At 67.6% G+C, this 26421-nt stretch carries 19 protein-coding genes and 2 pseudogenes; 18 read left to right on the top strand and 3 right to left on the bottom strand.

From position 1 onward, the window contains the following. Positions 1-67 precede the first annotated feature (67 nt). Positions 68-1393: an MFS transporter gene (locus ACW7G2_RS00600; RefSeq protein ID WP_456971660.1), complete on the top strand. Its 1326-nt coding sequence runs from the start codon at positions 68-70 to the stop codon at positions 1391-1393. On the opposite strand, the pseudogene dapD reads toward ACW7G2_RS00600, so the two are convergent. The 3 genes and pseudogenes from dapD to map all read right to left on the bottom strand — a co-directional run. Further along, positions 1365-2174 (bottom strand): annotated as a pseudogene (gene dapD / locus ACW7G2_RS00595) (2,3,4,5-tetrahydropyridine-2,6-dicarboxylate N-succinyltransferase); the annotation flags it as partial. The gene ACW7G2_RS00600 and the pseudogene dapD sit on opposite strands and share 29 nt — an antisense overlap. A 126-nt stretch (positions 2175-2300) precedes the next feature. Further along, a complete protein-coding gene (gene glnD, locus ACW7G2_RS00590; RefSeq protein ID WP_456971658.1) occupies positions 2301-4922 on the bottom strand; it encodes a [protein-PII] uridylyltransferase in 2622 nt (873 codons plus the stop codon). Positions 4923-4927: 5 nt separating this feature from the next. Beyond that, positions 4928-5707: a type I methionyl aminopeptidase gene (gene map, locus ACW7G2_RS00585; protein ID WP_456971656.1), complete on the bottom strand. Its 780-nt coding sequence runs from the start codon at positions 5705-5707 to the stop codon at positions 4928-4930. Between the two features lie 355 nt (positions 5708-6062). Between map and rpsB the strand changes: the two genes are divergently transcribed. From rpsB to tilS, 17 genes and pseudogenes are all read left to right on the top strand, one after another. Continuing rightward, on the top strand, positions 6063-6938 hold the full coding sequence (gene rpsB, locus ACW7G2_RS00580; protein WP_456971654.1) for a 30S ribosomal protein S2: 876 nt from the start codon (positions 6063-6065) through the stop codon (positions 6936-6938). Positions 6939-6971: 33 nt separating this feature from the next. Beyond that, positions 6972-7850, top strand: a complete 879-nt coding sequence (gene tsf / locus ACW7G2_RS00575) for a translation elongation factor Ts (RefSeq protein ID WP_456971652.1) — start codon at positions 6972-6974, stop codon at positions 7848-7850. A gap of 111 nt (positions 7851-7961) precedes the next feature. Continuing rightward, complete coding sequence (gene pyrH / locus ACW7G2_RS00570) at positions 7962-8684, top strand: UMP kinase (RefSeq protein ID WP_456971650.1); 723 nt, start codon at positions 7962-7964, stop codon at positions 8682-8684. Positions 8685-8747: 63 nt separating this feature from the next. Continuing rightward, complete coding sequence (gene frr / locus ACW7G2_RS00565) at positions 8748-9305, top strand: ribosome recycling factor (RefSeq protein ID WP_456971648.1); 558 nt, start codon at positions 8748-8750, stop codon at positions 9303-9305. 24 nt (positions 9306-9329) lie between these two features. Then, on the top strand, positions 9330-10103 hold the full coding sequence (gene uppS, locus ACW7G2_RS00560) for a polyprenyl diphosphate synthase (RefSeq protein WP_456971646.1): 774 nt from the start codon (positions 9330-9332) through the stop codon (positions 10101-10103). Further along, positions 10100-10951: a phosphatidate cytidylyltransferase gene (locus tag ACW7G2_RS00555; protein ID WP_456971644.1), complete on the top strand. Its 852-nt coding sequence runs from the start codon at positions 10100-10102 to the stop codon at positions 10949-10951. The genes uppS and ACW7G2_RS00555 overlap by 4 nt, the downstream gene beginning before the upstream one ends. 2 nt (positions 10952-10953) lie before the next feature. Then, positions 10954-12147 carry a 1-deoxy-D-xylulose-5-phosphate reductoisomerase gene (locus ACW7G2_RS00550; protein WP_456971642.1) on the top strand — a complete coding sequence of 398 codons (1194 nt, stop codon included), beginning with the start codon at positions 10954-10956 and terminating at the stop codon, positions 12145-12147. A 46-nt stretch (positions 12148-12193) separates the two neighbouring features. Continuing rightward, positions 12194-13555, top strand: coding sequence for an RIP metalloprotease RseP (gene rseP, locus ACW7G2_RS00545; RefSeq protein WP_456971640.1), 1362 nt, complete (start codon positions 12194-12196; stop codon positions 13553-13555). 71 nt (positions 13556-13626) lie between these two features. Continuing rightward, entirely contained in the window at positions 13627-16143 is a 2517-nt protein-coding gene (bamA, locus tag ACW7G2_RS00540) for an outer membrane protein assembly factor BamA (protein ID WP_456971638.1), read from the top strand. 28 nt (positions 16144-16171) lie between these two features. Then, on the top strand, positions 16172-17206 hold the full coding sequence (lpxD, locus tag ACW7G2_RS00535) for a UDP-3-O-(3-hydroxymyristoyl)glucosamine N-acyltransferase (protein WP_456971636.1): 1035 nt from the start codon (positions 16172-16174) through the stop codon (positions 17204-17206). Next, a complete protein-coding gene (gene fabZ, locus ACW7G2_RS00530) occupies positions 17203-17661 on the top strand; it encodes a 3-hydroxyacyl-ACP dehydratase FabZ (protein WP_456971634.1) in 459 nt (152 codons plus the stop codon). Before lpxD ends, fabZ begins: the two co-directional genes overlap by 4 nt. A gap of 1 nt (position 17662) precedes the next feature. Next, positions 17663-18451, top strand: coding sequence for an acyl-ACP--UDP-N-acetylglucosamine O-acyltransferase (gene lpxA, locus ACW7G2_RS00525; RefSeq protein WP_456971632.1), 789 nt, complete (start codon positions 17663-17665; stop codon positions 18449-18451). Then, a pseudogene (gene lpxB, locus ACW7G2_RS00520) lies at positions 18421-19599 on the top strand (lipid-A-disaccharide synthase); the annotation flags it as partial. The gene lpxA and the pseudogene lpxB, both read left to right, overlap by 31 nt. Beyond that, on the top strand, positions 19596-20183 hold the full coding sequence (gene rnhB / locus ACW7G2_RS00515; protein WP_456971630.1) for a ribonuclease HII: 588 nt from the start codon (positions 19596-19598) through the stop codon (positions 20181-20183). The pseudogene lpxB and the gene rnhB, both read left to right, overlap by 4 nt. 98 nt (positions 20184-20281) lie before the next feature. After that, positions 20282-23857 carry a DNA polymerase III subunit alpha gene (gene dnaE, locus ACW7G2_RS00510; RefSeq protein WP_456971628.1) on the top strand — a complete coding sequence of 1192 codons (3576 nt, stop codon included), beginning with the start codon at positions 20282-20284 and terminating at the stop codon, positions 23855-23857. Positions 23858-23947: 90 nt separating this feature from the next. Next, a complete protein-coding gene (locus tag ACW7G2_RS00505) occupies positions 23948-24907 on the top strand; it encodes an acetyl-CoA carboxylase carboxyltransferase subunit alpha (RefSeq protein WP_456971626.1) in 960 nt (319 codons plus the stop codon). A gap of 10 nt (positions 24908-24917) precedes the next feature. Continuing rightward, complete coding sequence (tilS, locus tag ACW7G2_RS00500) at positions 24918-26222, top strand: tRNA lysidine(34) synthetase TilS (protein ID WP_456971624.1); 1305 nt, start codon at positions 24918-24920, stop codon at positions 26220-26222. Positions 26223-26421 lie beyond the last annotated feature (199 nt).

Here is a 26421-nt window from a genome sequence, read left to right as displayed (position 1 = left end):
TTCGATACCCCATTGTAGGAGGGTGTGGCTGCTGTCCTTGCCTGCCGCCCTGGGGGAAACTATGCGCATGACCACCTCTCTCAAGCTGTACCAGCGCCTGGTCAAGGCGGATCGTTCGAACCAGGAGCAGGGGCAGCAGTTGGCCACCGCCCGCAACGGCCTGCGCCAAGTGGCCGCCAGCACCCTGCAGGCCGTTGGCGACCAGGTGGTCAATGCAAAGACCGTGCTGCCGTGGCTGTTCGCATCGCTGGGCGTGCCTGCGGTGCTGATCGGCCTGCTGGTGCCGATCCGCGAGTCGGGTTCCATGCTCCCGCAGGCAGCGCTCACGCCGTGGATCAAGCGCCTGCGACCGCGGCGCTCGGCCTGGATCGCCGGCGCGGTTGGCCAGGCGATTGCGACCGCGCTGATGGCGTTCGCGGCGGCGGCGATGAAGGGGACCGCGGCGGGGGTGTTGATCCTGGGCGCGCTGGCGCTGTTCGCGCTGTCACGCTCGCTCTGCTCGCTGGCCGGCAAGGACGTCATGGGCGACACCGTGCCCAGGGGCGAACGCGGCCAGATCAACGGCGTCAGCACGATGCTGTCCGGCGCGCTTGCGGTCACTCTTGGCCTGGCGATCCGCATGTTTGGCGGCGACGACATCTCTCCGCTGGTGCTGGCGGCGCTTCTGGCCGTGGCCGCACTGGCGTGGGTGCTGGCCGCGGTGGTCTACGCAGGCGTGCGCGAGCCGGACGCCGCGGTGCCGGACACGGCCGATGACGGGCATGCGGGCTGGGTCCGTGCATCCTGGCGGCTGCTGCGCGAGGACCGGCCATTCCGCCGTTTCGTCTTCGCCCGCACCCTGCTGCTGGTCTCCGCGCTCAGCCCGCCGTTCGTGGTGGCGATGGCCGCGGGCGTTGGCGGCGTTGGGTTGGGAGGGCTGGGGCCGTTCGTGATCGCCCAGGGACTGGCCAGCCTGGTAGGCGGCAAGCCGTTCGGCAGGCTGGCAGATCGGTCATCGCGGCAATTGATGAGCTGGGGCGCCGGCATTGCTTCGGCCGTGCTGCTGGTGTTCCTGGCGGTGCTGGCGGTACCGGGCATGCGCGCGCAGTGGTGGCTGTATCCGGTGGTGTACCTGCTGCTGGTCCTGGTCCATACCGCGGTACGGGTGGCGCGCAAGACCTATGTGGTGGACATGGCCGAAGGCGATCGCCGCACCGAGTACGTGGCCGTTGCCAATACCTCCATGGGCGCGCTGCTGCTGGTGATCGGCGGGCTGTCGGGAGCCCTGGCCGCGCTGGGGCCGGAGGTTGCGCTGGTGTTCCTGGCGGTGCTGGGGCTGGCCGGCGTGCTGGTGGGGCGCAGTTTGCCGGAGGTCAGCCGCGCAGCTACGCGAGCCCGCGGAGCAGTTCGTTGACGGAGGTCTTGGCGCGGGTGCGGTCGTCGACCTGCTTGACGATGACTGCGCAGTAGAGGGAATGGCTGCCGTCTTCGGCCGGCAGGGAGCCGGCGACGACCACGCTGCCGGGCGGCACGTAGCCATAGCTGACCTCGCCGGTGGCGCGGTTGTAGATGCGGGTGCTCTGGCCGAGGAACACGCCCATGCCGATCACGCTGTTGCGGCCCACGACCACGCCTTCCACCACTTCCGAGCGCGCGCCGATGAAGCAGCTGTCCTCGATGATCGTCGGCGAAGCCTGCAGCGGTTCAAGCACGCCGCCGATGCCCGCGCCACCGGAGATGTGGCAGTGCTCGCCGATCTGGGCACAGGAGCCCACGGTGGCCCAGGTATCAACCATGGTGCCTTCGCCCACATAGGCGCCGATGTTGATGAAGCTCGGCATCAGCACCACGTCGCGCCCCAGGTGGCTGCCGCGACGGGCCACGGCGCCGGGCACCACGCGCACGCCCAGTTTGCGGAACCCGGCCTCGTCGAAGCCGGCGAAACGCGCCTCGATCTTGTCCCAGAACGGCGCGGGCCAGGATTCAACCAGGGACATCTCGTTGATGCGGAAATACAGCAGCACCGCCTTCTTCAGCCACTCGTTGACCTGCCAGCCGTGCGTGCCCTCGCCGGGTTCGGCAACCCGCAGGTAGCCGGCTTCCAGACCCACAAGGGCGTGCTCCACCGCAGGCCGCACGCTGCCGTCGATCTCCTCGGGGATCAGCGCGGTGCGCCGGGTGAATGCGGACTCGATGGTATGGCGGATGCCGGAGACGGTGTCGTCGGAAAAGTCGTAATGGGTCATGGGGGTCGTCTGGAATGTCAATCGAGGGGGAAGCCACTCCCGCGGGGCGGGAACGGCGGCTGTGTCGGGGGCAGGTCAGGCGGTGGCGTCTCCATCCAGGCTGGCCAGCAGCGCTTCGCGCAGCGCATGGCGGCGGGCTTCGTCCAGCGGCCGGTTCTGCTCGTCAGTGAGCTTGAACACGTCTTCGACCCGCTCGCCGAAAGTGGCGATGCGGGCGTCATGCACGCGCAGGCGCTGCTCGCGCAGCACGTGGGCTACGCCGGCCAGCAGACCGGGCCGGTCGGTGCAGACGAGGCTGAAGATGGTCTGGCTGCCGTCTGCGGTCTGGTCGAAGGCGATCTGCGGAACGATCCGGAAATGACGCAGGTGGCGCGGCTGGTTGCGCCGCGCGGGGCGCACATCCAGCGAACCGGCCAGCACCGTCGCCAGCTTGCGCTCGATCGCGGCCGGCTCGGGCATGAAGCGCGGATCGGTGGGCAGCACCTGGAACGTATCGAAGATGGTGCCATGCGGACCGTCCAGCGCGCGCGCCTGCTGGATGGCCAGGCCGCAGCGGTCCAGGGTGATGGCAATCGCGGTGAACAGGCCGTCGCGGTCGGGCGAGTGCACGAACACTTCCAGCGCCTGGGCGCCCTCGGCCAGGCGCCGCACCTTGATCACCGTGTCGCCCGGCCGGGTACCGCTCAGCGCCTTCGCCTGCCAGGCGGCCTGGTCCGGACGGCCGCGCAGGAACACCGCCTCCGGCATGCGCTCGAACAACGCATCGGCGCCTTCCATGCCCACGCCGTGCGCGGCCAGCAGCTCGCGGGCGTGGTCACGGGTTTCAGAGATGCGCTCGACGGCCGCCACCGGGTTTTCCAGCCCGCGCCGAAGCGCAAGGCGCGTGGCGGTACGCAGATCGGTCAGCAGCCGATCCTTCCACGCGTTCCACAACCGCGGCGAGGTACCGGCGATATCGGCGCAGGTAAGCAGATAGAGGTAATCCAGCCGTTCCCGGTCGGCTACTTCGGTAGCGAAGGCGTGGATGACCTGGGGATCGGAAATATCCAGCTTCTGCGCCGTGGTGGACATCAGCAGGTGCCGGCGCACCAGCCACTCCACCAGTGAAGCGTCCGCTTCGCCGAGGCCATGACCGAGGCAGAATTCGCGCGCGTCGACCGCGCCCAGTTCCGAATGATCGCCACCGCGGCCCTTGGCGATGTCGTGGAACAGGCCGGCCAGCAGCAGCAGTTCCGGCTTGCGCAGGTGCGGCCAGACCGCGTGTGCGGCGGTGAAGCGCGGGTCCGGCTCTTCCGCCGCAAACCCGGCGATATTGCGCAACACCGCCAGGGTGTGCTGATCGACGGTGTAGACGTGGAACAGGTCGAACTGCATGCGCCCGGTAACCTGGGCGTATTCCGGGATCCAGGCACCGAGTACGCCCAGTCGCGACAGACGCTCCAGGGTGCGCACCGGCGCGGGCCCGCGCAACAGCTTCAGGAACCGCTTGCGAAGGCCCGTTTTCGCATCGCGCCAGGTGGGCAGCGCGTGCAGAGATTCGGCCAGCGAGCGCTCGGTCTGCGAGTGCAGGCCGCGCACCTCCGGCAGCCCGGCCCAGACCGAGAACAGGTCGAACACCCGGCCCATGTCGTTGCCCGGCCAGACCTCGTCCCGGGCGGCCAGGTAACCGCGGCGGGTGGCGAACTCGTCGTCCAGCACCACCAGGTCGCCCTCGCCTTCCAGATGCTCCTCGAAGCGCTGGATCAGCCGTTCGCTGATCCGCAGCACCACCGCCGCGCTGCGGTAGAACTGCTGCATCATCTTTTCGACCAGCGCGTTATCGGCCTCATCCACGTGCGCCAGTCGCGCCGCCAGTGCTTTCTGGTGGTCGAAGCGCAGCCGCTCCTCGGCCTTGCCGGAGACCAGATGCAGACCGAAACGCAGCCGTGACAGCGTGCGCCGCTCGCGCTCCAGGGTGGCGTGTTCGTCCACGCCCAGCAGGCCCAGGGTGATCAGCTGCTCCATGCTGTGCGCATCCAGCACCCGCCGCGCCAGCCAGCGCAGCGTCTGCACATCGCGCAGGCCGCCAGGGCCGTCCTTGAGATTGGGCTCGAGGTTGTCGGCGGTGTCGCCGTAGCGGGCGTGGCGGCTTCGCTGCTCGGCCAGTTTGCCCGCGTAGTAGTCGGCCGCCGGCCAGGTGCGTTCGATCGAGATCGCATCGTTCAGCCGCCGCACTTCGACCAGGTTGGCCAGCAGCGGGCGCGCTTCCTGCAGCGAGGTCTGCACGGTGATGTCGGTGGCCGCCATGCCGGTGCACTCTTCCGCACTGCGCACCGCGTGTCCTACCGGCAGGCCGGCGTCCCAAAGCAGCGCAAACAGGCGCGCCAGCTCCTCGCGGCAGTCCATCGGCGAGCCGTCTTCGACCAGCGCAAGCAGATCGATATCCGATCCTGGGAACAGCTCCCCGCGGCCGTAACCGCCCACCGCGAACAGCGCCAGCGGCGCTTCGGCCGGGATGCAGCGGGCCCAGGCCTGGCGCACGTAGGCATCCACGGCGTTGACCCGCCCGGCCAGCAGGCGGTCGATGTCTTCACCGGAGTCGAACCGGCGGGCCAGCTCCGCATCGTGCTCGGCCAGCGAGGCGCGCGCCTCGGCGGCCCAGGCGGCGTCATCCACCTGCCTGCCGCCGTTGCCCGTGTGCGCAGGCGCGGCGGTCATCACCGTCAGAGGAAGGCTTCGTTGTCGTCGCCGGGGATGCGGGTGAGCACATCCACCCCGTCCGCGGTCACGGCGACCATGTGCTCCCACTGGGCCGAGAGCTTGCGGTCCTTGGTCACCACGGTCCAGCCGTCGGGCAGCAGCCGGGTGTGGCGCTTGCCCTCGTTGATCATCGGCTCGATGGTGAAGGTCATGCCTTCCTTCAGCACCAGGCCCTCGCCCGGGTTGCCGTAGTGCAGCACCTGTGGATCGTCGTGATAGACCTTGCCGATGCCGTGGCCGCAGTATTCGCGCACCACCGAGAACCGCTCGGCCTCGGCCACCTGCTGGATGGCGTGGCCCACGTCGCCCAGGGTCGCGCCCGGACGCACCGCGTGGATGCCGGCGAACATCGCCTTGCGAGTGGTATCCACCAGCCGGCGCGCCATCACCGAGGGCTCGCCTACGTAGTACATGCGGCTGGTATCGCCGTGCCAGCCGTCCTTGATCACGGTGACGTCGATATTGATGATGTCGCCGTCCTTGAGCACCTTCGGCCCGGGGATGCCGTGGCAGATCACATTGTTGGCTGAAATGCACGTGGCCTTCGGATAGCCGCGGTAGCCGACGTTGGCAGGCGTGGTGCCCTGCACGTTCACGATGTGCTCGTGGCAGATGCGGTCCAGCTCTTCCGTGCTCACACCGGGCTTCACGTGCGGCGCGATCATCTGCAGCACCTCGGCCGCCAGGCGGCCGGCCACGCGCATCTTCTCGATTTCTTCGGGGGTCTTGAGATTGATGGTCATTGGGACATTATCGCCGATCACGGAGCCCGTCTGGCGGGGGTGCCGTTCCAGGGCCTCCAGCGCCCCCAGCCGGCTCCCCATGCCTTCGGCCCCCGGGCCCGGGAAAGATTGCGCGAGGCGCCTTTTCCGCTATAATTGCCCGCTGGATTGTGCTTTATGGACAATTCCGCCCACGCCGGGCGTCACCGGTGAATACACACCCGCTGCAAACCCCCGTGCCGGGGTGCCCTCACTGGAGGGTTCGGACACGGAGGCAGCGGGGAGGCCCAACCCCGGAACCTTTCGCCCGCCCTGCGGGCGGACCGCCCATTCCCAACAGCCGCGGCGGCCCGGTTCCCCATCAGGAGTTCAAGCAATGCCCCAGATCACCATGCGCCAGATGCTGGAGGCCGGCGTTCACTTCGGCCACCAGACCCGCTACTGGAACCCCAAGATGGCTCCGTACATCTTTGGCGCCCGCGGCAAGATCCACATCATCAACCTCGAAAAGACCATGCCGCTGTTCAGCGACGCGATGAACTTCATCTCGTCGATCGCCCAGAAGCGCGGCATCGTGCTGTTCGTGGGCACCAAGCGCAGCGCGCGCGAAGCCATCAAGGAAGAAGCCGAGCGTTGCGGCATGCCGTTCATGACCCAGCGCTGGCTCGGCGGCACGCTGACCAACTTCGTCACCGTGAAGAAGTCGGTCGCCCGCCTGAAGGAGCTGGAAGCGTTCGAGACCGACGGCACCTTCGAGAAGCTGGTCAAGCACGAAGTGCTGGCCCTGCGCCGCGAACGCGACAAGCTGGAAGCTTCGCTGGGCGGTATCCAGGACATGCCGCGCCTGCCGGACGCGCTGTTCGTGATCGACATCGGCCACGAGAGCATCGCCATCAGCGAAGCGCGCAAGCTGGGCATCCCGGTGATTGCCGTGGTTGACACCAACTACGATCCGTCGCTGGTGGACTACGCCATCCCGGGCAACGACGACGCCATCCGCGCCGTGCAGCTGTACGGCCGCGCCGCCGCCGACGCCGTGCTGGAAGGCAAGGCTGCCGCGCCGAGCGCCGCCAGCGTGCGCGAAGAGGAATTCACCGAAGCCGCTGCACCGGCAAAGAAGGCCCCGAAGAAGAAGGCCGCTGCCGCTGAAGAGGCACCGGCGGAAGAGTCCACCAAGGAAGAGGCCGCACCGGCGGAGCAGCCCGTAGAAGCCAAGGCTGAAGCCGAAGCTGAAGCTCCCAAGGCCGAATAAGCGCCCTACTCCACCCATTTTCAGAGGACCCCCATGGAAATCACCGCATCACTGGTCAAGGAACTGCGCGAACGCACCGGCGCCGGCATGATGGAGTGCAAGAAGGCGCTCACCGAAACCAACGGCGACATCGACGCCGCCGCCGAAGCCCTGCGCAAGTCGGGCCTGGCCGCTGCTGACAAGAAGGCCAGCCGCGTGGCTGCCGAAGGCCGCATCGCCACCGCCCAGGAGGGCGGCAAGGCGGCGCTGGTCGAGATCAACTGCGAAACCGACTTCGTGGCCAAGGACGAGAACTTCCTCGCCTTCGCCGATGCCGTGGCCAAGGCCGCGCTGTCGGTGGACGGCGACGATGTCGAAGCCCTGAAGGACGTCAAGTTGGCGTCGGGCCAGACGGTCGAGGAAGCCCGTGCCTCGCTGATCGCCAAGATCGGCGAGAACGTCCAGGTGCGTCGCATTGCCCGCGTCGAGAGCAGCAACAACGTGGCCACCTACGTGCACGGCGGCCGCATTGGCGTCGTGGTCGAAGTCCAGGGCGGCGATGCCGATCTGGCCCGCGGCCTGGCCATGCACGTTGCCGCGATGAACCCCCCGCACAACAAGGCCGCCGACGTTCCCGCCTCCTTCATCGAGAAGGAAAAGGAAATCGAGATGGCCAAGATGTCGGACAAGGACCGCGCCAAGCCGGCCGAGATCCTGGAAAAGATCATCAGCGGCAAGATCAACAAGATCGTCAACGAAGTCACCCTGTACGGCCAGCCGTACGTGCTGGACACCAACGTGACGGTTGAAAAGGCCCTCAAGGCCGCTGGCGCCGACGTGATCGGCTTCCAGCGCCTGGAAGTTGGCGAAGGCATCGAGAAGGTGGTGGAAGACTACGCCGCCGAAGTGATGAAGCAGGCCGGCCTGGCCTGATCCAACGCTGTAAACGCTGTACTTGAAGGGCCGCGCACTCCGCGGCCCTTTTTGTTGTCCCACACGATAGAATCTTCGCGTTTGCCTGCCCCCCGCCCCGGAGTACACCTCATGTCCCAACTCGCCTTTCGCCGTGTCCTGCTCAAACTTTCCGGCGAGGCCCTGATGGGAGAAGAGGATTACGGGATTGATCCCAAGGTCATCGGCCGCCTTGCCCGCGAGGTCATGGAAGTGCAGCAGGCCGGTGCCGAAATCGCACTGGTGATCGGCGGAGGCAACATCTTCCGCGGCGCGGGCCTGGCCGCCAGCGGCATGGACCGGGTCACGGGCGATCACATGGGCATGCTGGCCACGGTCATCAACGCCCTGGCCATGCAGGACGCGCTTGAACAGCTCGGCGGCAGCGTGCGCGTGATGAGCGCCCTCAAGGTCAATGACATCTGCGAGGACTACATCCGCCGCCGCGCCATCCGCCACCTGGAAAAAGGCCGGATCGCGATCTTCGCCGCCGGTACCGGCAACCCGTTCTTCACCACCGACTCCGGTGCTGCGCTGCGCGCGATCGAGATCGGTGCCGACCTGCTGCTCAAGGCCACCAAGGTGGATGGCGTGTACGACGCCGACCCGGCCAAGCACCCCGATGCCAAGCGCTTCGACACCCTCACCTACGACGAGGTGCTGGCCCGCGACCTGCAGGTGATGGACACCGCCGCCTTCGCCCTGTGCCGCGACAGCGACATGCCGCTGCGCATCTTCGACATGGGCCAGCCCGGCCAGCTGCTGCGCATTCTCAAGGGCGAACAGATCGGCACGCTGGTGAAGGGCCGCAGCTGAAGCCCTTCGCACCCCTGCTGCAGCTATAATCCGGCGGTTACCCGTCACGAGATGGAGCCGTCGATGCTCAACGAAATCAAGAAAGATGCGCAGACTCGCATGAACAAGAGCATCGAGTCGCTGCGCCACGATCTGTCCAAGATCCGCACTGGCCGCGCCTCAACCGCCCTCCTTGACCAGCTGAAGGTCAACTACTACGGATCGGACATGCCGCTGTCGCAGGTGGCTACCGTAGCCGTCAGCGATGCCCGCACCCTGACCATCACCCCTTGGGAAAAGCAGATGGTCGGCCCGGTGGAAAAGGCGATCCTGGCCTCCGACCTGGGCCTTAACCCGAACACCTCCGGCACCACCATCCGCATCAACCTGCCCGCGCTGACCGAAGAGCGCCGTCGCGAGCTGGCCAAGGTGGTGAACAACGAAGGCGAGAACTCGAAGATCGCGATCCGCAACGTCCGCCGCGATGCCAACCAGCAGACCAAGGACCTGCTGAAGGAAAAGGAGATCAGCGAGGACGACGAGCGCCGCAGCGAGGAAGAGATCCAGAAGATCACCGATCAGGCGATCAAGGGCGTGGACGAAGTCGTCAAGGCCAAGGAAGAGGAACTGATGGCGGTCTGAGTGGTTGTCGAAACCACTGTGTCCATGCAGGTTCCCAATCCTCCCGCAGTCCCCAGCCACGTCGCCATCATCATGGATGGCAATGGCCGCTGGGCCGCACGTCGCCGGCGGCCGCGAATGATCGGCCACCGCGCCGGCGCGCGCGCAGTCAACGTGTGCATCGACTTCTGCCTGGAGCACGGCATCCGGGCGCTGACCCTGTTCGCGTTTTCCAGCGAGAACTGGGGCCGGCCCGCGGAAGAGGTCGGCGCGCTGATGAAGCTGTTCCTCAACGCGCTGGAACGCGAGGTCATCGAGCTGGAGCGGCGCGGGGTGCAGGTGCGCTTCATTGGCGAGCGCACCCGATTCAACGCCGCCATCCAGCAGCGCATGCAGGAAGCTGAAGCGCGCACCGCCCACAACCATCGCCTGCACCTGAATGTGGCTGCGAGCTATGGCGGACGCCAGGACATCGCCTCCGCTGCCCGCTCCCTGGCCGAGGATGTGGCTGCTGGGCGCCTGCAGCCCGGGCAGATCGACGAAGCCGCCATCGGCGCGCGCATGTCGCTGGCTGACCTGCCGCCCCCTGACCTGTTCATCCGCACCGGCGGCGAGCTGCGGGTCAGCAATTTCCTGCTCTGGCAGCTGGCATATACCGAGCTGTGGTTCACCGACACCTTGTGGCCTGATTTCGACGCTGCCACCCTGCAGCGGGCGCTGGACGACTACGCGGCGCGCGAGCGCCGCTACGGCCTGACCGCCGAGCAGATCGTCGCCAGGCAGGCCCTACCCGATACGAAGGACGCTTCTTCCGCATGACCAGGACCCGTGTAATCGCCGCCCTCGTGATGGCGCCGCTGGCAATCGCCGCAGTCCTGCTGCTGCCCACCCAGTGGCTGGTGGCATTGGCGGCCGTCGCCCTGCTGGGTGGACTGTGGGAATGGCTGCGCCTGGCCGGGGTGGATGACGGGATTGCCCGCGGCACCCTGCTGATCGCCAACCTGCTGCTGATTCTGGCCCTGGTCTGGGCCTCGGCCAGCGATCCCAATGGCTCGATGGTGCTGCTCAAGCTGTTCTGCGTGGCCGCGGTCATCGGGTGGCTGCTGGTGGCGATCTGGCTGCGCCATCCCGGGTTTGCCTCTGCGCCGGATGCGCGCTCGCGGGTCATCAAGCTGGCCGCCGGCACCCTGGTCATGGTGCCGGCCTGGTGTGCGGTTGGGCTGATCCACGCCGGCGAGCCGAACGGCAACCGCTGGCTGCTGCTTGCGCTGGCGATTGTCTGGGCGGCCGATACCGGCGCCTACTTCGCCGGCCGCAGCTTCGGCGGCAAGGTCTTCAAGGACCGCCGGCTGGCGCCACGCATCAGTCCCAACAAGACCATCGAAGGCCTGATCGGCGGCCTGGTGCTGGCGGTGCTGACGGGCGTGGCTTTCGCCCCGCTGGCCGGCGCTTCCACCGGCCAACTGCCGGCCGTGGCCCTGGTGGCGCTGTTGGCGGCCGGGTTCTCGGTAGTCGGTGACCTGTTCGAAAGCCTGCTCAAGCGCCATGCGGGGGTGAAGGATTCCGGCAACCTGATTCCCGGCCACGGCGGCCTGCTTGATCGCATGGACGGTGTGCTGGCAGCACTTCCGGTCTTTGCCGTGGGCCAGATCTGGCTGGGATTCTGAGCATGACGATGGCCAGCCTCCGCTCAATTGCCGTGCTTGGCGCCACCGGTTCGATCGGCGCATCCGCCCTGGACGTGATCGCCCGGCATCCGCAGCGGATGCGGGCTTCGATACTGGCCGCGGGCAGCAACGTGGACGCGCTGGTGGCACTGTGCGTTGAGCATCGCCCTGACCACGCGGTGATCGCGGATACGGCCCGCTTTGACGCCCTGAGAGATGGCCTGAGCGCCGCTGGGCTCTCCACCGTTGCCCACGCGGGCGGCCAGGCGCTTTCCGACCTGGTCGCCAGCGACGCCTGTGACACCGTGGTGGCCGCGATTGTTGGCGCCGCCGGGCTGGATTCCACCCTGGCAGCCGCAAGGGCCGGTAAGCGGCTGCTGCTGGCCAACAAGGAATCACTGGTGCTCGCCGGCGAACTGGTGATGGCCGCCGCACGCGAAGCCGGTGCCAGCGTGATTCCCATCGACAGCGAACACAGCGCTATTTTCCAGTGTCTGCCCGATGGGCGGATGCATCCGGGCGTGCGCGCGATCACCCTCACCGCTTCGGGCGGGCCGTTCCGCGGCCGCAGCCGGGCCGAGCTGGAAAGGGTTACGCCGGAGCAGGCCATCGCTCATCCCAAGTGGTCGATGGGCCCGAAGATTTCGGTGGACTCGGCCACGCTGATGAACAAGGGCCTGGAATTGATCGAGGCCCACCATCTGTTCGGCCTGCCGGCAGAGCGCATGGACGTGCTGGTGCACCCGCAGAGTCTGGTCCACGCGCTGGTGGAGTTCGACGACGGCTCCACCCTGGCGCAGATGGGGCTGCCGGATATGCGCACCGCGCTGGCGGTGGGCCTGGCCTGGCCGGAACGGATCGATTCAGGCGTCGGCAGGCTGGACCTGCTGGCCCAGGGCAAACTGGAATTCGAAGCGCCGGACGAGGCCACGTTCCCGTGCCTGGGCCTGGCCCGGCAGGCTCTGGAGAGCGGGGGCACCGCGCCGGCCACTCTCAATGCGGCCAATGAGGTTGCGGTATCGGCCTTCCTGGAGCGCAGGATCGGTTTCCTCGACATCGCCGCAGTGGTCACCGATGCGCTGACGGCGCTGCCCCGCGCACCGGCAGCCTCGCTGGAGGCCCTGTGCAATGCCGATGAACAGGCGCGCCGGGTCGCACACGCCGCCCTGCCCCGGTACGCTCCACCCTCGCCATGATCATTTCCCCCTCCAGCCACCCTGCTGAACGCGTGACTCTTCGCCCATGACTTCATTTTTCGGCTCCGTCTGGTGGCTGATCGTCAGCCTGGGCGTACTCGTGACCTTCCACGAGTTCGGCCATTACTGGGTCGCCCGGCGCAACGGGGTCAAGGTGCTGCGTTTTTCCATTGGCTTCGGCAGGCCGCTGTGGTCACGCCGCGGCCGCGACGGCACCGAATACGTGATCGCCGCCATCCCGCTGGGCGGCTACGTGAAGATGCTGGACGAGCGCGAGACGCCCGTTCCTGAAGAGGAAGCTTCGCAGGCGTTCAACCGCAAGTCGGTGTGGCAGCGCATTGCCATCGTCATTGCAGGCCCGGCGGCCAACCTGATCCTGTGCGTCGTCCTGCTGTGGGCGATGTTCGTGGTCGGCCGGCCCGACTACATGCCCGTGGCCGGCGTGGCCCAGGGGCTGGCCGCTGAAGCCGGCCTGGAGCGTGGCGACAGCATCCAGAGCGTGGGTGGGCGCCAGACGCCGACCTGGAACGAGGTGCAGCTCGCCCTGCTGCCCGCGGCGCTGGACCGCAGCGACGTGCAGCTGGAAGTGATCGACACCCATGGCAACCAGCGCACCCGCATTCTGCCCCTGTCACGCCTGCCGGCCGACATGGACGACCGCCACCTGCTGCCGTCGATCGGCCTGCTGCCCCGGCATCTGCTGCTGCCCGCGGTCATCGGCGGGATCCAGCCGGGTGCGCCAGCCGACGGACTGCTGGTCGAAGGCGACCGCATCACCGCCTTCGACTCGCACCGGATCGAAACCTTCGAGCAGATCGGCCCGCTGGTCCAGGAGCTGGGCGCGCAGGGCGGAAGCGCGATGGTGGAGGTTGAGCGCGAAGGCGAGCGGTTGGCGCTGGAGCTGACGCCTGAGCTGATGGAGGACCCGGAGCGCGGTGATTTCTGGGCGCTGGGCATCCATTCCGACCGCGGCCAGGTCCCGCCGAAGGACGCCATGCAGCGCTACGGCCCTGTCGCAGCGGTGCCGGCGGCGCTGCGCGAGACCGCGCACCTGACCGGCCAGCTGGTGGGTATGCTCGGGCGCGCGTTCAGCGGCCGGGTCGCGATCGAGAACACCGTGGCCGGGCCGATCACCATCGCCCGGGCCACCAACGCCTACGCCAGCCAGGGCGTGGCGTGGTACCTGACCATCCTTGCCCTGCTGTCGCTGAGCCTGGCCATCCTCAACCTGCTGCCGATCCCGCTGCTGGATGGCGGCCACCTCCTGTATTACCTTATCGAGTTGGTCAAGGGCAGCCCGTTAAGCGATCGTGCCATGGTCGCCGGGCAGTATGTTGGGCTCGCGCTGCTTGCCAGCCTGATGGGACTGGCGTTCTACAACGACATCCTGCAACTGGTCCAACGCTGACTTTCCTCCATTCAACGCCAACGCCGCGCCATCCAGGCAGCTGCGAGGCGCATTCAAGACGGACGTAATAGATGACGCGAAATCCCAGCCGCCACCTGCTCGCCCTCGCCCTTGCGGCGGCGATCGTGTCCCCTGCCGGGGCCCAGCAGACAGCAGAAGCGCCGCCATCCGTCCAAAGCCCGGCGGCCGGTGCATTCATTGCCAGCGACATCCGCGTGGATGGCCTGCAGCGCATCGGCGCCGGTACGGTATTCACCTACCTGCCGATTGAACGCGGCGACCAGGTCGACCAGACCCGCGTGGGCGAAGCCATCCGCGCGCTCTACCGCACCGGCTTCTTCGAGGACGTGCGCATGGGCCGCCAGGGCGACATCCTGGTGATCACGGTCACCGAGCGTCCGGCAATCAACCGCCTGACCCTGACCGGCAACAAGGACATCAAGACCGAAGACCTGATGCAAGGTCTGTCCGAAATCGGCCTGGCCGAAGGCGACACCTTCGACCGCCTGGCCCTGGATCGGGTGACCCAGGAGCTGACCCGCCAGTACAACAACCGCGGCAAGTACAACGTCCAGGTCACGCCCACGGTGTCCAACCTGGACCGCAACCGGGTGGACGTGACGATCAACGTCGACGAAGGTTCCGCGGCCAAGATCCGCCACATCAATATCGTCGGCAACGAGACCTACGACCAGGACACCCTGCGCGAAAACTGGGAGTCCGGCACCAGCAACTGGCTGAGCTGGTACCGCCGTGACGACCAGTATTCGCGTGAAAAGCTGGATGGTGACCGCGAGAAACTGCACAACTTCTACCTCGACCGCGGCCACCTGGACTTCAGCGAAGACAGCATCGAAGTGGCGATCAGCCCCGATCGCCAGGACATGTACATCACCTCCGGCATCACCGAGGGCGAGGTGTACACCGTGTCCGGAGTGGAAGTGGTCGGCGATACCGTCCTGCCGAAGGAAGATATCGAGTCGCGCCTGTTCATCCGCGAGGGACAGACCTTCTCGCGCGCCCTGCTGGAGCTGAGCTCGGACGCGATCATCGCCACCCTGAGCAACATCGGCTACGCCTTCGCCCAAGTGAACCCGATCCCCGAGGTCAACCGCGAGGACCGCACCGCCAAGATCGCCATGCAGGTGGTTCCGGGTCCGCGGGTGAACGTGCGCCGGATCGTATTCCGCGGCAACACCCGCACCTCCGATGAAGTCCTGCGCCGTGAGATGCGCCAGTTCGAAGGGTCCTGGTATTCGCAGGCGGCCATCGACCGTTCGCGCATCCGCCTGCAGCGTCTGGGCTTCTTCGAAACGGGCAGCGTCAGCGTGGAAACCGAACCGGTGCCGGGCAGCCCGGACGAGGTCGACGTGGTCTTCAGCGTGGCCGAAACCGCCTCGGGCAGCTTCGTGTTCGGCCTGGGGTATTCGCAGCTCGCCGGCGTGACCACCTCGATCCAGCTGTCGCAGAACAACTTCCTGGGCCGCGGCAACCGGGTCTCGATCGAGGCCAGCCGCAACCTGTACCTGCAGCGCTACGCGTTCTCCTACGTCAACCCCTACTTCACCGATGAGGGGCTGTCGATGGGCTACAACCTGTGGTGGCGCGAATTCGACAACTCCGAATTCAACACCGCCCAGTACTCCTCCACCAGCGCCGCCGGCCAGGTGTTCTTCGGCGTGCCGATCACCGAGCACGACAGCTTCTCGCTGCTGTTCGGCCTGGACCGCAACGAGATCTTTACCTGGCGCGGTGCCACCCCGGATTCGATCGTCGACTACGTCGACGCGTTCGGTTCGCGCACCTTCCACGCCTGGCGTACCGAGGTGGGCTGGGCCCGCGACACGCGCAACGATTTCCTGCAGCCCACGCGCGGTACCTACCAGCGCGTAGCCGCGGAAATCACCCTGCCCGGCTCGACCGCCGAGTACTACAAGCTCAGCTATGAATTCTCCAAGTACTGGCCGCTCAGTCGCGCCCTGGTGCTGAACACCCGCGCCGAAGTCGGCTACGGCGACAGCTACGGCAGCGATGTGACGCGCGATGTGTGTTACATCCCGGCGCCGGCCCCGACCCAGGACAATCCGTGGCCGCAGCCGCCGCCGCCAACCGATCCGTGTACGCCTGATGCGGACGATTACCTGCGCACGATCAGCGCCAGCGGCCTGCCGTTCTACGAGAATTTCTACGCCGGTGGTACCCGTTCGGTCCGCGGCTTCCGTGACAACACCCTGGGCCCGCGCGAGTCGGTGGCCGGAAGCAATTTCCTGCAGCCCCTGGGCGGTGCGCTGAAGACCGTCGGTTCGCTGGAGATGTACTTCCCCACCCTGCTCGATTCCCCAGCGGCGCGGATTTCCGCGTTCGTCGACTTCGGCAACGTGTACACCGATCTTGATGCCTTCGAGGCCAAGGACTTCCGTGTCTCGGCAGGTGTCGCGCTGATGTGGCGCGCACCGGTAGGCCCGATTTCGATCAGCTATGCCTATCCGCTGCGCAAGCAGGACGATGTGTTCGGTGGCGCTGGCGACCTGATCCGCCGCGGCGACGAGGTCGAGCGCCTGCAGTTCACCTTCGGTGGCGCGTTCTGATATCGCGCCGCCGTACGCAGGAGCAAGCATGGGCAAGCAGGGATACACGGCGGCGGAAATTGCCGCGCATACCGGGCTGGAACTTCGTGGAGACGACCGTGGGGACGACGCTGTCCGCATCGAGGGGGTCGCCTCGCTTGGTGCTGCGCAGCCGCACCAGCTGAGCTTCCTGGCCAATCCGCGCTATCGCGCGCAGCTCGAGCACAGCCGGGCCGGCGTGGTGATCCTGCAGCCGGAGCAGGCGGAGTCCTTCGCCGGCACCGCGCTGCTGGCGGCCGACCCGTACGTGGCCTATGCGCGCGCCGCGGCGCTGTTCGAACTGCGTGAAGCAACGGACCCCGGCGTCCATCCGACCGCCGTGGTGGATCCGTCCGCCAAGGTGGATCCGGGCGCCCACATCGGGCCGCACAGCTTTATTGGCGCGCGCACCACAATCGGGCCTGGCGCCGTGATCGGTCCCGGCTGCGTGGTGGGCGAGGACTGCGAAGTCGGCGCCGGCACGGAGCTGGTGGCGCGGGTCAGCCTGGTCAGGCGGGTGCGGATCGGTGCCCGCTGCGTGGTCCACCCCGGCGCCGTGATCGGCGCCGACGGCTTCGGCCTGGCCATGGAACAGGGCCAGTGGATCAAGGTACCGCAGCTGGGCGGGGTGCGGATTGGCGACGACTGCGAGATCGGTGCCAATACCACCATCGACCGCGGCGCCATCGACGACACCGTGCTGGAAGACAACGTACGCCTGGACAACCTGATCCAGATCGCCCACAACGTGCACGTGGGTGCACACACGGCCATGGCCGGCTGCGTGGGCGTGGCGGGTAGCACCAGGATCGGCCGCTACTGCATGCTGGCCGGCCAGGTCGGCGTGGCCGGGCATCTGGAGATCTGCGACCGGGTCACGGTGATGGCCAAGAGCATGATCTCGCATTCGATCACTGAACCGGGCGAGTATGCTTCCGGGATACCGGCGACGCCGGCACGCGAGTGGCGGCGGACTGCGGTACGCATCCGCCAGCTCGACACGCTTGCACAGCGCATCGCCGCCATTGAAAAGGGAAAAGAATGACCAAGGCTCCACCATCGCTGCCTCTGGACAGCAACGCCATCCGCGAGCTGCTGCCGCACCGCTACCCGTTCCTGCTGGTTGATCGGGTAGTGGAGGTGGAGCCGGGCCGCCGGGTGCTGTGCTTCAAGAATGTCAGCAGCAATGAAGGTTTTTTCCAGGGCCACTTCCCCAACCACCCGGTCATGCCGGGCGTGCTGGTGATCGAGGCCCTTGCGCAGGCCGGCGGGCTGCTGAGCCATCTCAGCCGCGACGAGGTCATCACCGACCGTATTTCCTACCTGGTGAAGGTGGACAAGGCCCGGTTCACCCACATGGTGGTCCCGGGCGACCGGCTGGATCTTGAAGTGGAGATCCGCCGCGAGATCCGCAACATGACCCTGTACGCCGGCACCGCCAGCGTGGACGGCCGCGAAGTCGCCTGCGCCGAGATCCTCTGTGCGGAGGTCGAGGCCTGACATGTCCGTTGCGGTACAGGTGCATCCGGCCGCCAGCGTGGATCCGTCCGCAAAGCTGGGGACCGGGGTTGAGGTGGGTGCCTTCACCCTGATCGGGCCGGAGGTCGAGATCGGCGACGGCACCCGCATCGGCTCGCACTGCAGCATCCTTGGCCCTACCCGGATCGGACGTGAGAACGTTTTCCACGGCCACGTGGCGATCGGCGGCGACCCCCAGGACAAGAAGTTCGCCGGGGAGACGGTGCGGCTGGAGATCGGCGATCGCAACGTGATCCGCGAATTCGCCACCATCAATCGGGGCACCGGCGGTGGCGGAGGCGTGACCCGGGTGGGCGATGACAACTGGCTGCTGGCCTACACCCACATTGCCCACGACTGCATCGTGGGCAGCCACTGCGTGTTCTCCAACAACGCCACCCTCGCCGGCCACGTTGAAATTGGCGATCACGTGATCCTCAGCGGGTTCGTCGGAGTCCACCAGTTCTGCCGGGTGGGCATGCATGCCTTCATCGGCATGGGCGCCTTCATCAACGGTGACGTGCCGCCATTCGTGATGGTGGCCCAGGAAGGTTACGGACGGCCACGCGGTATCAACAGCGAAGGCCTGAAGCGGCGCGGGTTTGATTCCGACCGCACCGCCGCGATCAAGCGCGCCTACCGCGCCCTGTACATGTCCGGTAGCGACCTGGCCCAGGCCCGGACCCGCCTGTCCGAGATGGCTGGCGAAAGCGAGGATGTGCGCGCGATGCTTGAGTTCATCGAGTCCGGCCAGCGCGCCCTGCTGCGATGAAGGCGCGTTTCGCCCTGGTGGCGGGCGAAGCCTCGGGCGACCTGCTGGGTGCCGGGCTGATCGCCGAGCTTTCGCAACGGTTTCCGGATGCCCTGTTTGCCGGCGTCGGCGGCGACGCCATGCGTCGTGCCGGCCTGGACGCCTGGCACGATTCGTCCGAACTGGCGGTCATGGGCCTGAGCGAGGTGCTCTCGCACCTGCCGCGCCTGCTGTCCCTGCGTCGCAGCCTGCACCGGCGGATGCGCACCTGGCAGCCGGACGCATTCATCGGCATCGATGCACCTGATTTCAACCTCGGTCTTGAACGCCGCCTCAAGCGTGACGGGCTGCGAACCGCGCACTACGTCAGCCCTTCGATCTGGGCCTGGCGCCGGGGCCGCGCACGCACGATCGGGCGCAGCGCCGACCGGGTGCTGTGCCTGTTTCCGATGGAGCCGGAAATCTATGCCGCGCACGGGGTGGACGCGCGTTTCGTGGGCCATCCGATGGCCGATGAAATGCCCCTCAACCCGGATCGTCGCGCCGCCCGCCAGCGGTTGGGTCTGGCCGGCGAAGGAACCGTGCTGGCGGTATTGCCGGGGTCCAGGCTGGGCGAAGTCGAACGACTGGGCGAGGTGTTCCTGCAGGCAGCCGCCTTGGTCGCCGCCCAGGTCCCGGGCCTGCGGATCGTGATCCCGGCCGCCAATCCCGGTTGCCGGCAGGCGCTGGAGGCGCAGGTGGCCGCCGCGAAGCTGCCCCCCGGTGCGGTCCTGCTGCTGGACGGGCAGTCCCGCGAAGCGATGGTGGCTGCGGACGTGGTGCTGCTGGCCTCCGGCACGGCCACGCTGGAAGCCATGCTGGCCAAGCGGCCGATGGTGGTGGGCTACCGGGTGGCCCGCGGCACCCAGGTGCTGGTGCGCGCCACCGGCCTGCTCAAGACCGACCGCTTTTCCCTGCCGAATGTACTGGCCGGCGAGACCCTGGTGCCCGAGCTGATCCAGGAGGACTGCACGCCGGACAAGCTCGCCCGGGCCGTCCTGGCCTGGCTGCGCGATCCGGCCGCGGTGGCGGCGCTGGAGCCGCGCTTCCGCGAGATCCACATGACCCTGCGCCGCGACGCTTCAGCGCGCGCGGCAGACGTTGTCGAGGCCCTGGTGGCGCGCCGATGAGCCTGCTGGTGGCCGGCGTTGACGAGGCGGGGCGCGGGCCACTCGCCGGCCCGGTCGTGGTCGCGGCGGTGATCCTGCGTCCGAATCACGGCATGGAAGGTCTGGATGACTCCAAGCGGCTGTCCGAGAAGCGCCGGGAAGCGCTGTACCCGCAGATTGTCGAATCCGCGCTGGCGTGGCGGGTGGAGTTCGTGGATATCGACGAAATCGACACCCTCAACATCCTCCAGGCCACGCTCATCGGCATGTGCCGGGCCCTGCGCGCGCTCTCCCCTGCGGCCCAGCTGGCCCGCATCGATGGCAACCAGCTGCCCCGTGACCTCCCGTGCCCGGCCGAGGCGGTGATTGGAGGCGATGCGCTGGAGCCATCGATCATGGCGGCGTCGATCCTGGCCAAGGTGTCCCGTGATCGGGCCATGCGCCAGCTGCATGAGCAGTTTCCCCAGTACGGCTTTGACCGGCACAAAGGCTACCCGAGTCCCCAGCACCTTGCGGCATTGCAGGCCCACGGCCCCTGTCCGCACCACCGGCGCAGCTACGCGCCTGTGCAGCTGTCGCTCATGCCGGAGCTTCGGGTCCGCTGATTTCCCCGGCCCCGCTGCCGAAGCCGCTATCTTCCAGCAACGATCCCGACCGCCTCGAACGCAGCTGGAAACACAACCGCAGCCCGTTGCAGGCGGTGATGTCAACCCTTGTCGACATCGGCCCGGACACCTACGCTGACCGGGCCGTGTCAGTCCGCTTTGTCCATCTCCACCTGCACAGCGAGTATTCGCTGGTTGATTCGACGATCCGCATTCCGGAGCTCGTCGAGCGTTGTGCTGCGCTGGGACAACCCGCTGTCGCAGTCACCGATCGCAACAATCTGTTCTCGCTGGTGGAGTTCCATTCCAGGGCGGAAGCCGCTGGCGTCAAGCCGATCGCCGGCGCCGATGTGATGGTGGCCAGCGGCACCGAGCCCGCATGGCCGGTGACCCTGCTGTGCCGCAGCCGGGAAGGCTATCTCAACCTGTCGCGCCTGCTCAGCCGCGGCTGGCTGGAAGGCCACCGCCATGACGGCGTGATCGTACGGCCGGAGTGGCTGCTGGAGCAGACCGGAGACCTGTTCGCCCTGGTTGGTCGCCACAGCGAGGCCGGGCGCCTGGCCGCCGCCGGCAAGCATGATTCCGCCCTTGAGTGGCTCGGCGAATGGCAGCAGGCCTTCGACGACCGCCTGCACCTGGAGCTGACCCGCACCGGGCGCGAGGGCGAGGAGCCGTTCAACGATTTCGCCCTGCACGCGGCCAGCGACCGCGGCCTGCCGATCATCGCCTCCAACGATGTGCGCTTCCTGGACGCCAACGGCTTTGATGCGCACGAGGCGCGCAGCTGCATCGCCACCGGCCGCGTGCTGGACGATCCGCGCCGCCCGCGCAACTACAGTCCCGAGCAGTACCTGAAATCGGCCGATGAGATGGCCGAGCTGTTCGCCGACCTGCCGGACGCGCTGGACAACACGGTGACCCTGGCCCAGCGCTGCAACTTCGAGCTGAGCCTGGGCAAGTACTACCTGCCAGCCTTCCCGGTGCCCGACGACCACACCCTGGAAAGCTGGATGCGCAGCCAGGCGCGCGAAGGGCTGGACCAGCGGCTGGCCAGCAATCCGATGGCCGAAGGCCACACCCGGGAGACGTATCTCGAGCGCCTCGACATCGAGCTGGGCGTCATCATCGAGATGGGCTTCCCCGGCTACTTCCTGATCGTGGCCGACTTCATCAACTGGGCCAAGGAACAGGGCATCCCGGTGGGTCCGGGCCGTGGTTCGGGCGCCGGCTCGCTGGTGGCCTGGGCGCTGGGCATCACCGATCTGGACCCGCTGCCCTACGACCTGCTGTTCGAACGCTTCCTCAACCCGGAACGCGTGTCGATGCCGGACTTCGACATCGACTTCTGCATGGACCGGCGCGACGAGGTGATCGATTACGTCGCCCGCAAGTACGGCCGCGACCGGGTCAGCCAGATCATCACCTACGGCACCATGGCCGCCAAGGCGGTGGTGCGCGACGTGGGCCGCGTGCTGGGCTACCCGTACGGCATGGTCGACGGCATCGCCAAGCTGGTGCCGATGACCCTGGGCGTGTCGCTGTCGGACGCGCTGGGCCGCACCGACAAGGGCCGCAAGGACGAGAACTGGCGTTCTGACGAACTGATTGCGCGCTACAACGACGAGGAGGACATACGCGACCTGCTCGACCTGGCGCTGCAGCTGGAAAACCTGACCCGCAACGCCGGCAAGCACGCCGGCGGCGTGGTGATCGCGCCGCGGCCGCTGAGCGACTTCTGCCCGCTGTTCGCCGAACACGACGAAGACGGACGCGGCAAGAACCCGGTTACCCAGTTCGACAAGGACGACGTGGAAGCGGTGGGCCTGGTGAAGTTCGACTTCCTGGGCCTGCGCACGCTGACCATCATCGACTGGGCGGTGAAGGCGATCAACGCGCGCCGCGAGACCTCGGGCGAAGAGTTGCTGGACATCTCGACCCTGCCGCTGGACGACGCGCCGACCTACGAGCTGTTTGCCCGCGGCGGCACGGTGGCGGTGTTCCAGTTCGAGTCGCGCGGCATGCGCGAGCTGCTCAAGCGCGCCCAGCCGGACCGGTTCGAGGACATCATCGCCCTGGCGGCGCTGTTCCGCCCCGGTCCACTGAACTCTGGGATGGACAAGGACTGGGTCGACCGCAAGCACGGCAATGCCGAGGTCACCTATCCGCACCCCGCACTGGAGCCGGTGCTCAGCCCCACCTACGGGGTGATCGTGTACCAGGAACAGGTGATGCAGATCGCCCAGGTCCTGGCCGGCTACTCGCTGGGCGGCGCCGACCTGCTGCGCCGGGCGATGGGCAAGAAGAACGCCACGGAGATGGCCAAGGAGCGCGCCAAGTTCGAGGCCGGCTCCGCCGCCAACGGCGTCGACCCGAAGGTCGCCACTTCGATCTTCGACCTGATGGAGCAGTTCGCCGAATACGGCTTCAACAAGTCGCACTCGGCGGCCTACGCGCTGGTGGCCTATCAGACCGCGTGGCTGAAGGTGCACTATCCGGCCGAATTCATGGCCGCAGTGCTGTCTTCGGACATGGACAACACGGAAAAGGTGGTGGGCTTCCTGGAAGAAGCCCGCGCACTGGGGCTGGAGGTCATGCCACCCGACGTCAACGCCTCCGCCCACATGTTCCAGGCCATCGACGCCAGGACCATCCGCTACGGCCTGGGCGCGGTGAAGGGCGTGGGCCGCGGCGTGTGCGAGGCCATCGCCGCCGCACGCGCCGGCGGCGAGCCATTCCGCGACATGCTGGATTTCTGCACCCGCGTGGATGCAGGCCGGCTCAACCGCCGCACCCTGGAAGCGCTGTCCCTGTCAGGGGCCCTGGATGCGCTGGACAGCAACCGCGCCTCGCTGATGCTGCAGGTGCCCGAAGCGCTCAAGGCCACCGAGCAGCTGGCACGCGAACGCAGTGCGGGGCAGGTATCGCTGTTTGGCGGCGGCGGAGACGACCACGCGCCGGCGCTGGAAATCAATCTGCCCCAAGCTGAGCCCTGGCCGCTGGGCCAGGTGCTCGCTGGCGAGCGCGACACCCTGGGCCACTACCTGAGTGGGCACCCGGTTGATCCGCACCGCGAAGAGCTGGAGGCGCTGGTCGGTACCGACCTGGGCAAGCTGGATGCGCTGTGGGCCACGCGTCCGGAAGGCCGCGGCGGCTGGCGGCCGGAAGTCACCGTGGTGGTGGCCGGTCTGGTCACCGGCATGCGCAAGCGCGGTGATTCGCAGGCTTTTGTACAGATCGAAGACGGCCGCGGCCGCCTGGAGTGTGCGTTCTTCTCCGAGGCGCTGCAGGAATACGCATCCTTGCTGACCCGCGACCGGATCCTGATCGTGGAGGGCGGGCTGCGCGAGGACGAATTCAGCGGCGGGTTCTCGCTGCGTGCCCAGCGCTGCTGGGATTTCCAGCAGATATGCCCGCAGATTTCCCGCCGCCTGGCGCTGCGCCTGGATCTGCGTGTGGCGGGGGTGCTCGACCGGCTGGAGAAGCTGCTCCAGCCCCAGCGTCCAGGCCAGACCCCGCTGCGCTGCGAGGTGCTGCTGGCCAGCGGTGCCTGCGGCGTGATCGACCTGAACGGCGAATCCAGCGTGCGCGTTGAAACCGACCTGCTAGGACAGCTGCGCGCTGATCCGGGCGTGCGCGCAGTCCGGGTGACCCTGGACCGGCCGTGGATCGACTGAGCCCGTCGCTGCACGGCACACACGCCACGGTACGGTGTCGCGACACCCGGTCGGATAGACTGTTGCGATCGTTTTACGGCCCGGTTACAGATGAATCCGAACTACCTCGATTTCGAACAGCCCATCGCCGACCTGGAAAGCAAAATCCAGGAACTGCGCCAAGCCAGCACCGGTCCGGAGGTCAACATCGACTCCGAACTGCGCACCCTGCAGGACAAGCTGCGCCGCCGCACCGCGCAGATCTTCCGCGACCTGAATCCATGGCAGGTGTCCCAGCTGGCACGTCATCCCGCTCGGCCCTACACCAGCGATTACATCCGCGTGATGTGCGATGAATTCGAAGAGCTGGCCGGCGACCGCGCCTATGCCGATGACCCGGCGATCATCGGCGGACTGGGCCGGATCGACGGCCGCCCGGTGATGATCATCGGCCATGAAAAAGGCCGCGACACCCGCGCCAAGGTGCGCCGCAACTTCGGCATGCCGCGCCCCGAGGGCTACCGCAAGGCGCTGCGTCTGATGAAGATGGCGGAACGCTTCAAGCTGCCGCTGCTGACCTTCATCGACACCCCGGGCGCCTATCCCGGCATCGGCGCGGAAGAGCGCGGCCAGTCCGAGGCCATTGCCCGCAACCTGATCGAAATGGCCGAGCTGTCAGTGCCGATCCTGTGCACCGTGATCGGTGAAGGCGGCTCCGGCGGTGCCCTGGCGATTGGCGTTGGCGACCGCACCCTGATGCTGGAATACAGCACCTACTCGGTGATCTCACCCGAGGGTTGCGCCTCGATCCTGTGGAAGGACGCCGACAAGAAACGCGAGGCCGCCGAACAGCTGGGTCTGACCGCAAAGCGTCTGCTCGGGCTGGGACTGGTGGACAAGGTGGTACGCGAACCGATTGGCGGCGCCCACCGCAACCCCGGCCAGACTGCCATCCGGCTCAAGGCGGTGCTGCTCAACCAGCTGGATGAGCTGGAAGCGTTTCCGGCCGCCCAGCTGCTGGAGCGGCGCTACCAGCGCCTGCGCGGCTACGGCGCCTACGAGGGGCGCTGAGCACACGCCCATGCTGTCGCCCCCACCCGTCGCCGGCCCGGTCCTGGTGGGTTACAGCGGCGGCATGGATTCCACGGTGCTGCTGCACCTGCTGGCCGCTGACAGCGCCACCCGGGCCCGGGGGCTGCGTGCGATCCATGTGCACCACGGCCTGCAGGCCCAGGCCGATGACTGGGCGGACCACTGCCGCGCAACCTGCGCAGCGCTTGATCTGCCTCTGACCATTGCCCGGGTCACGGTTGACCGCAACTCCGGCCAAGGCCTGGAAGCCGCCGCCCGCCAGGTCCGCTACCAGGCGTTCGAGGCCGCACTTGGCAAGGGTGGCATCCTCGCCCTGGCGCATCATCGCGATGACCAGGCCGAAACCTTCCTGCTGCGCGCCCTGCGCGGCTCCGGCGTGGAGGGCCTGCGAGCCATGCCCGCGTGGCGCAGGATCGGCCGCGGCTGGCTGTGGCGCCCGCTGCTTGAACATCCCCAGGCACAGTTGCTCGACTACGCCCGCGCCCACCGTTTGCACTGGGCGGACGACCCCAGCAACGCTGCCGGCGACCACGATCGCAACCATCTGCGCCTGCATGTGCTGCCCCTGCTGCGCCAGCGCTGGCCCCATGCCGCTGCCGCCCTGGCCCGCAGCGCAACGCTCGCGGGGGAGGCGGCAAGCCTGTTGGCCGGGGAAGACCAGGCAGGCCTGTCGGAGGTTTCCACCGCCGATCCCCAGGTGATCGGGGCCGACGCCCTGCTGCGCCACCCGCGCGAACGACGCGCCCGCATCCTGCGCGCCTGGCTGGCGCTGCTCGACCTGCCTCCCCTGCCTGCGCAAGGCGTGGCCCACCTTGAATCGGATCTGCTGTCAGCGCGCGCCGACGCCACGCCGGCCTTCGCATGGTCAGGTGCGCGGATCCGACGCTGGCGCAATCTGCTGCACGCCAGTGCGGAAGACTCTGCCCTGCCCTCCAACTACCGGGTCGGGTGGGACGGCCTTGAACCGCTGCACCTTCCCACCGGTGATCTCCTGCGCCTGGAGCGGATCGCTTCCGCCAGCGACCCAGGGGAAGAAGTCTGGCAGATGCAGGTCCACGCCCGCCAGGGCGGCGAGCGCATCGTCCTGCCCGGCCGCACCCATTCGCACGCGCTCAAGCACGTGCTGCAGGAACTGGACATCGCGCCCTGGGTGCGCGAGCGCCTGCCCCTGCTTTCAGCAAAAGACGGCAGCTTACTGGCCGCCGCCGATGTGGCGCTTTCCAGCAGCTTCAAGCAACAGCTTGGCCACGCCGGACTGCGGCTCACCTGGCAGCGCCAAGCCGTCAGCGGTTGAGCCGCGCGCGCTGGATGTCCTGCCCTGCCCCGTTTTACGTATGTTCCAGTAGAGGGCCGACACAGGCTCCTGCCGCCCACAGGCGTTCCACCCCTTGTACATGGCCAGGATCGGCCGGACGGGCCACGATACCCGGGTGCCTCTCCGCCCGGAGCATCGCGGCGCAACTTCCACCCGCAACCGGCCGCCCGCATGAATG

This window comes from Luteimonas sp. A277 (genome assembly GCF_054052045.1).
Note: the sequence above shows the minus strand (reverse complement) of the source record. Positions and strands in the feature narration are given on the sequence as shown.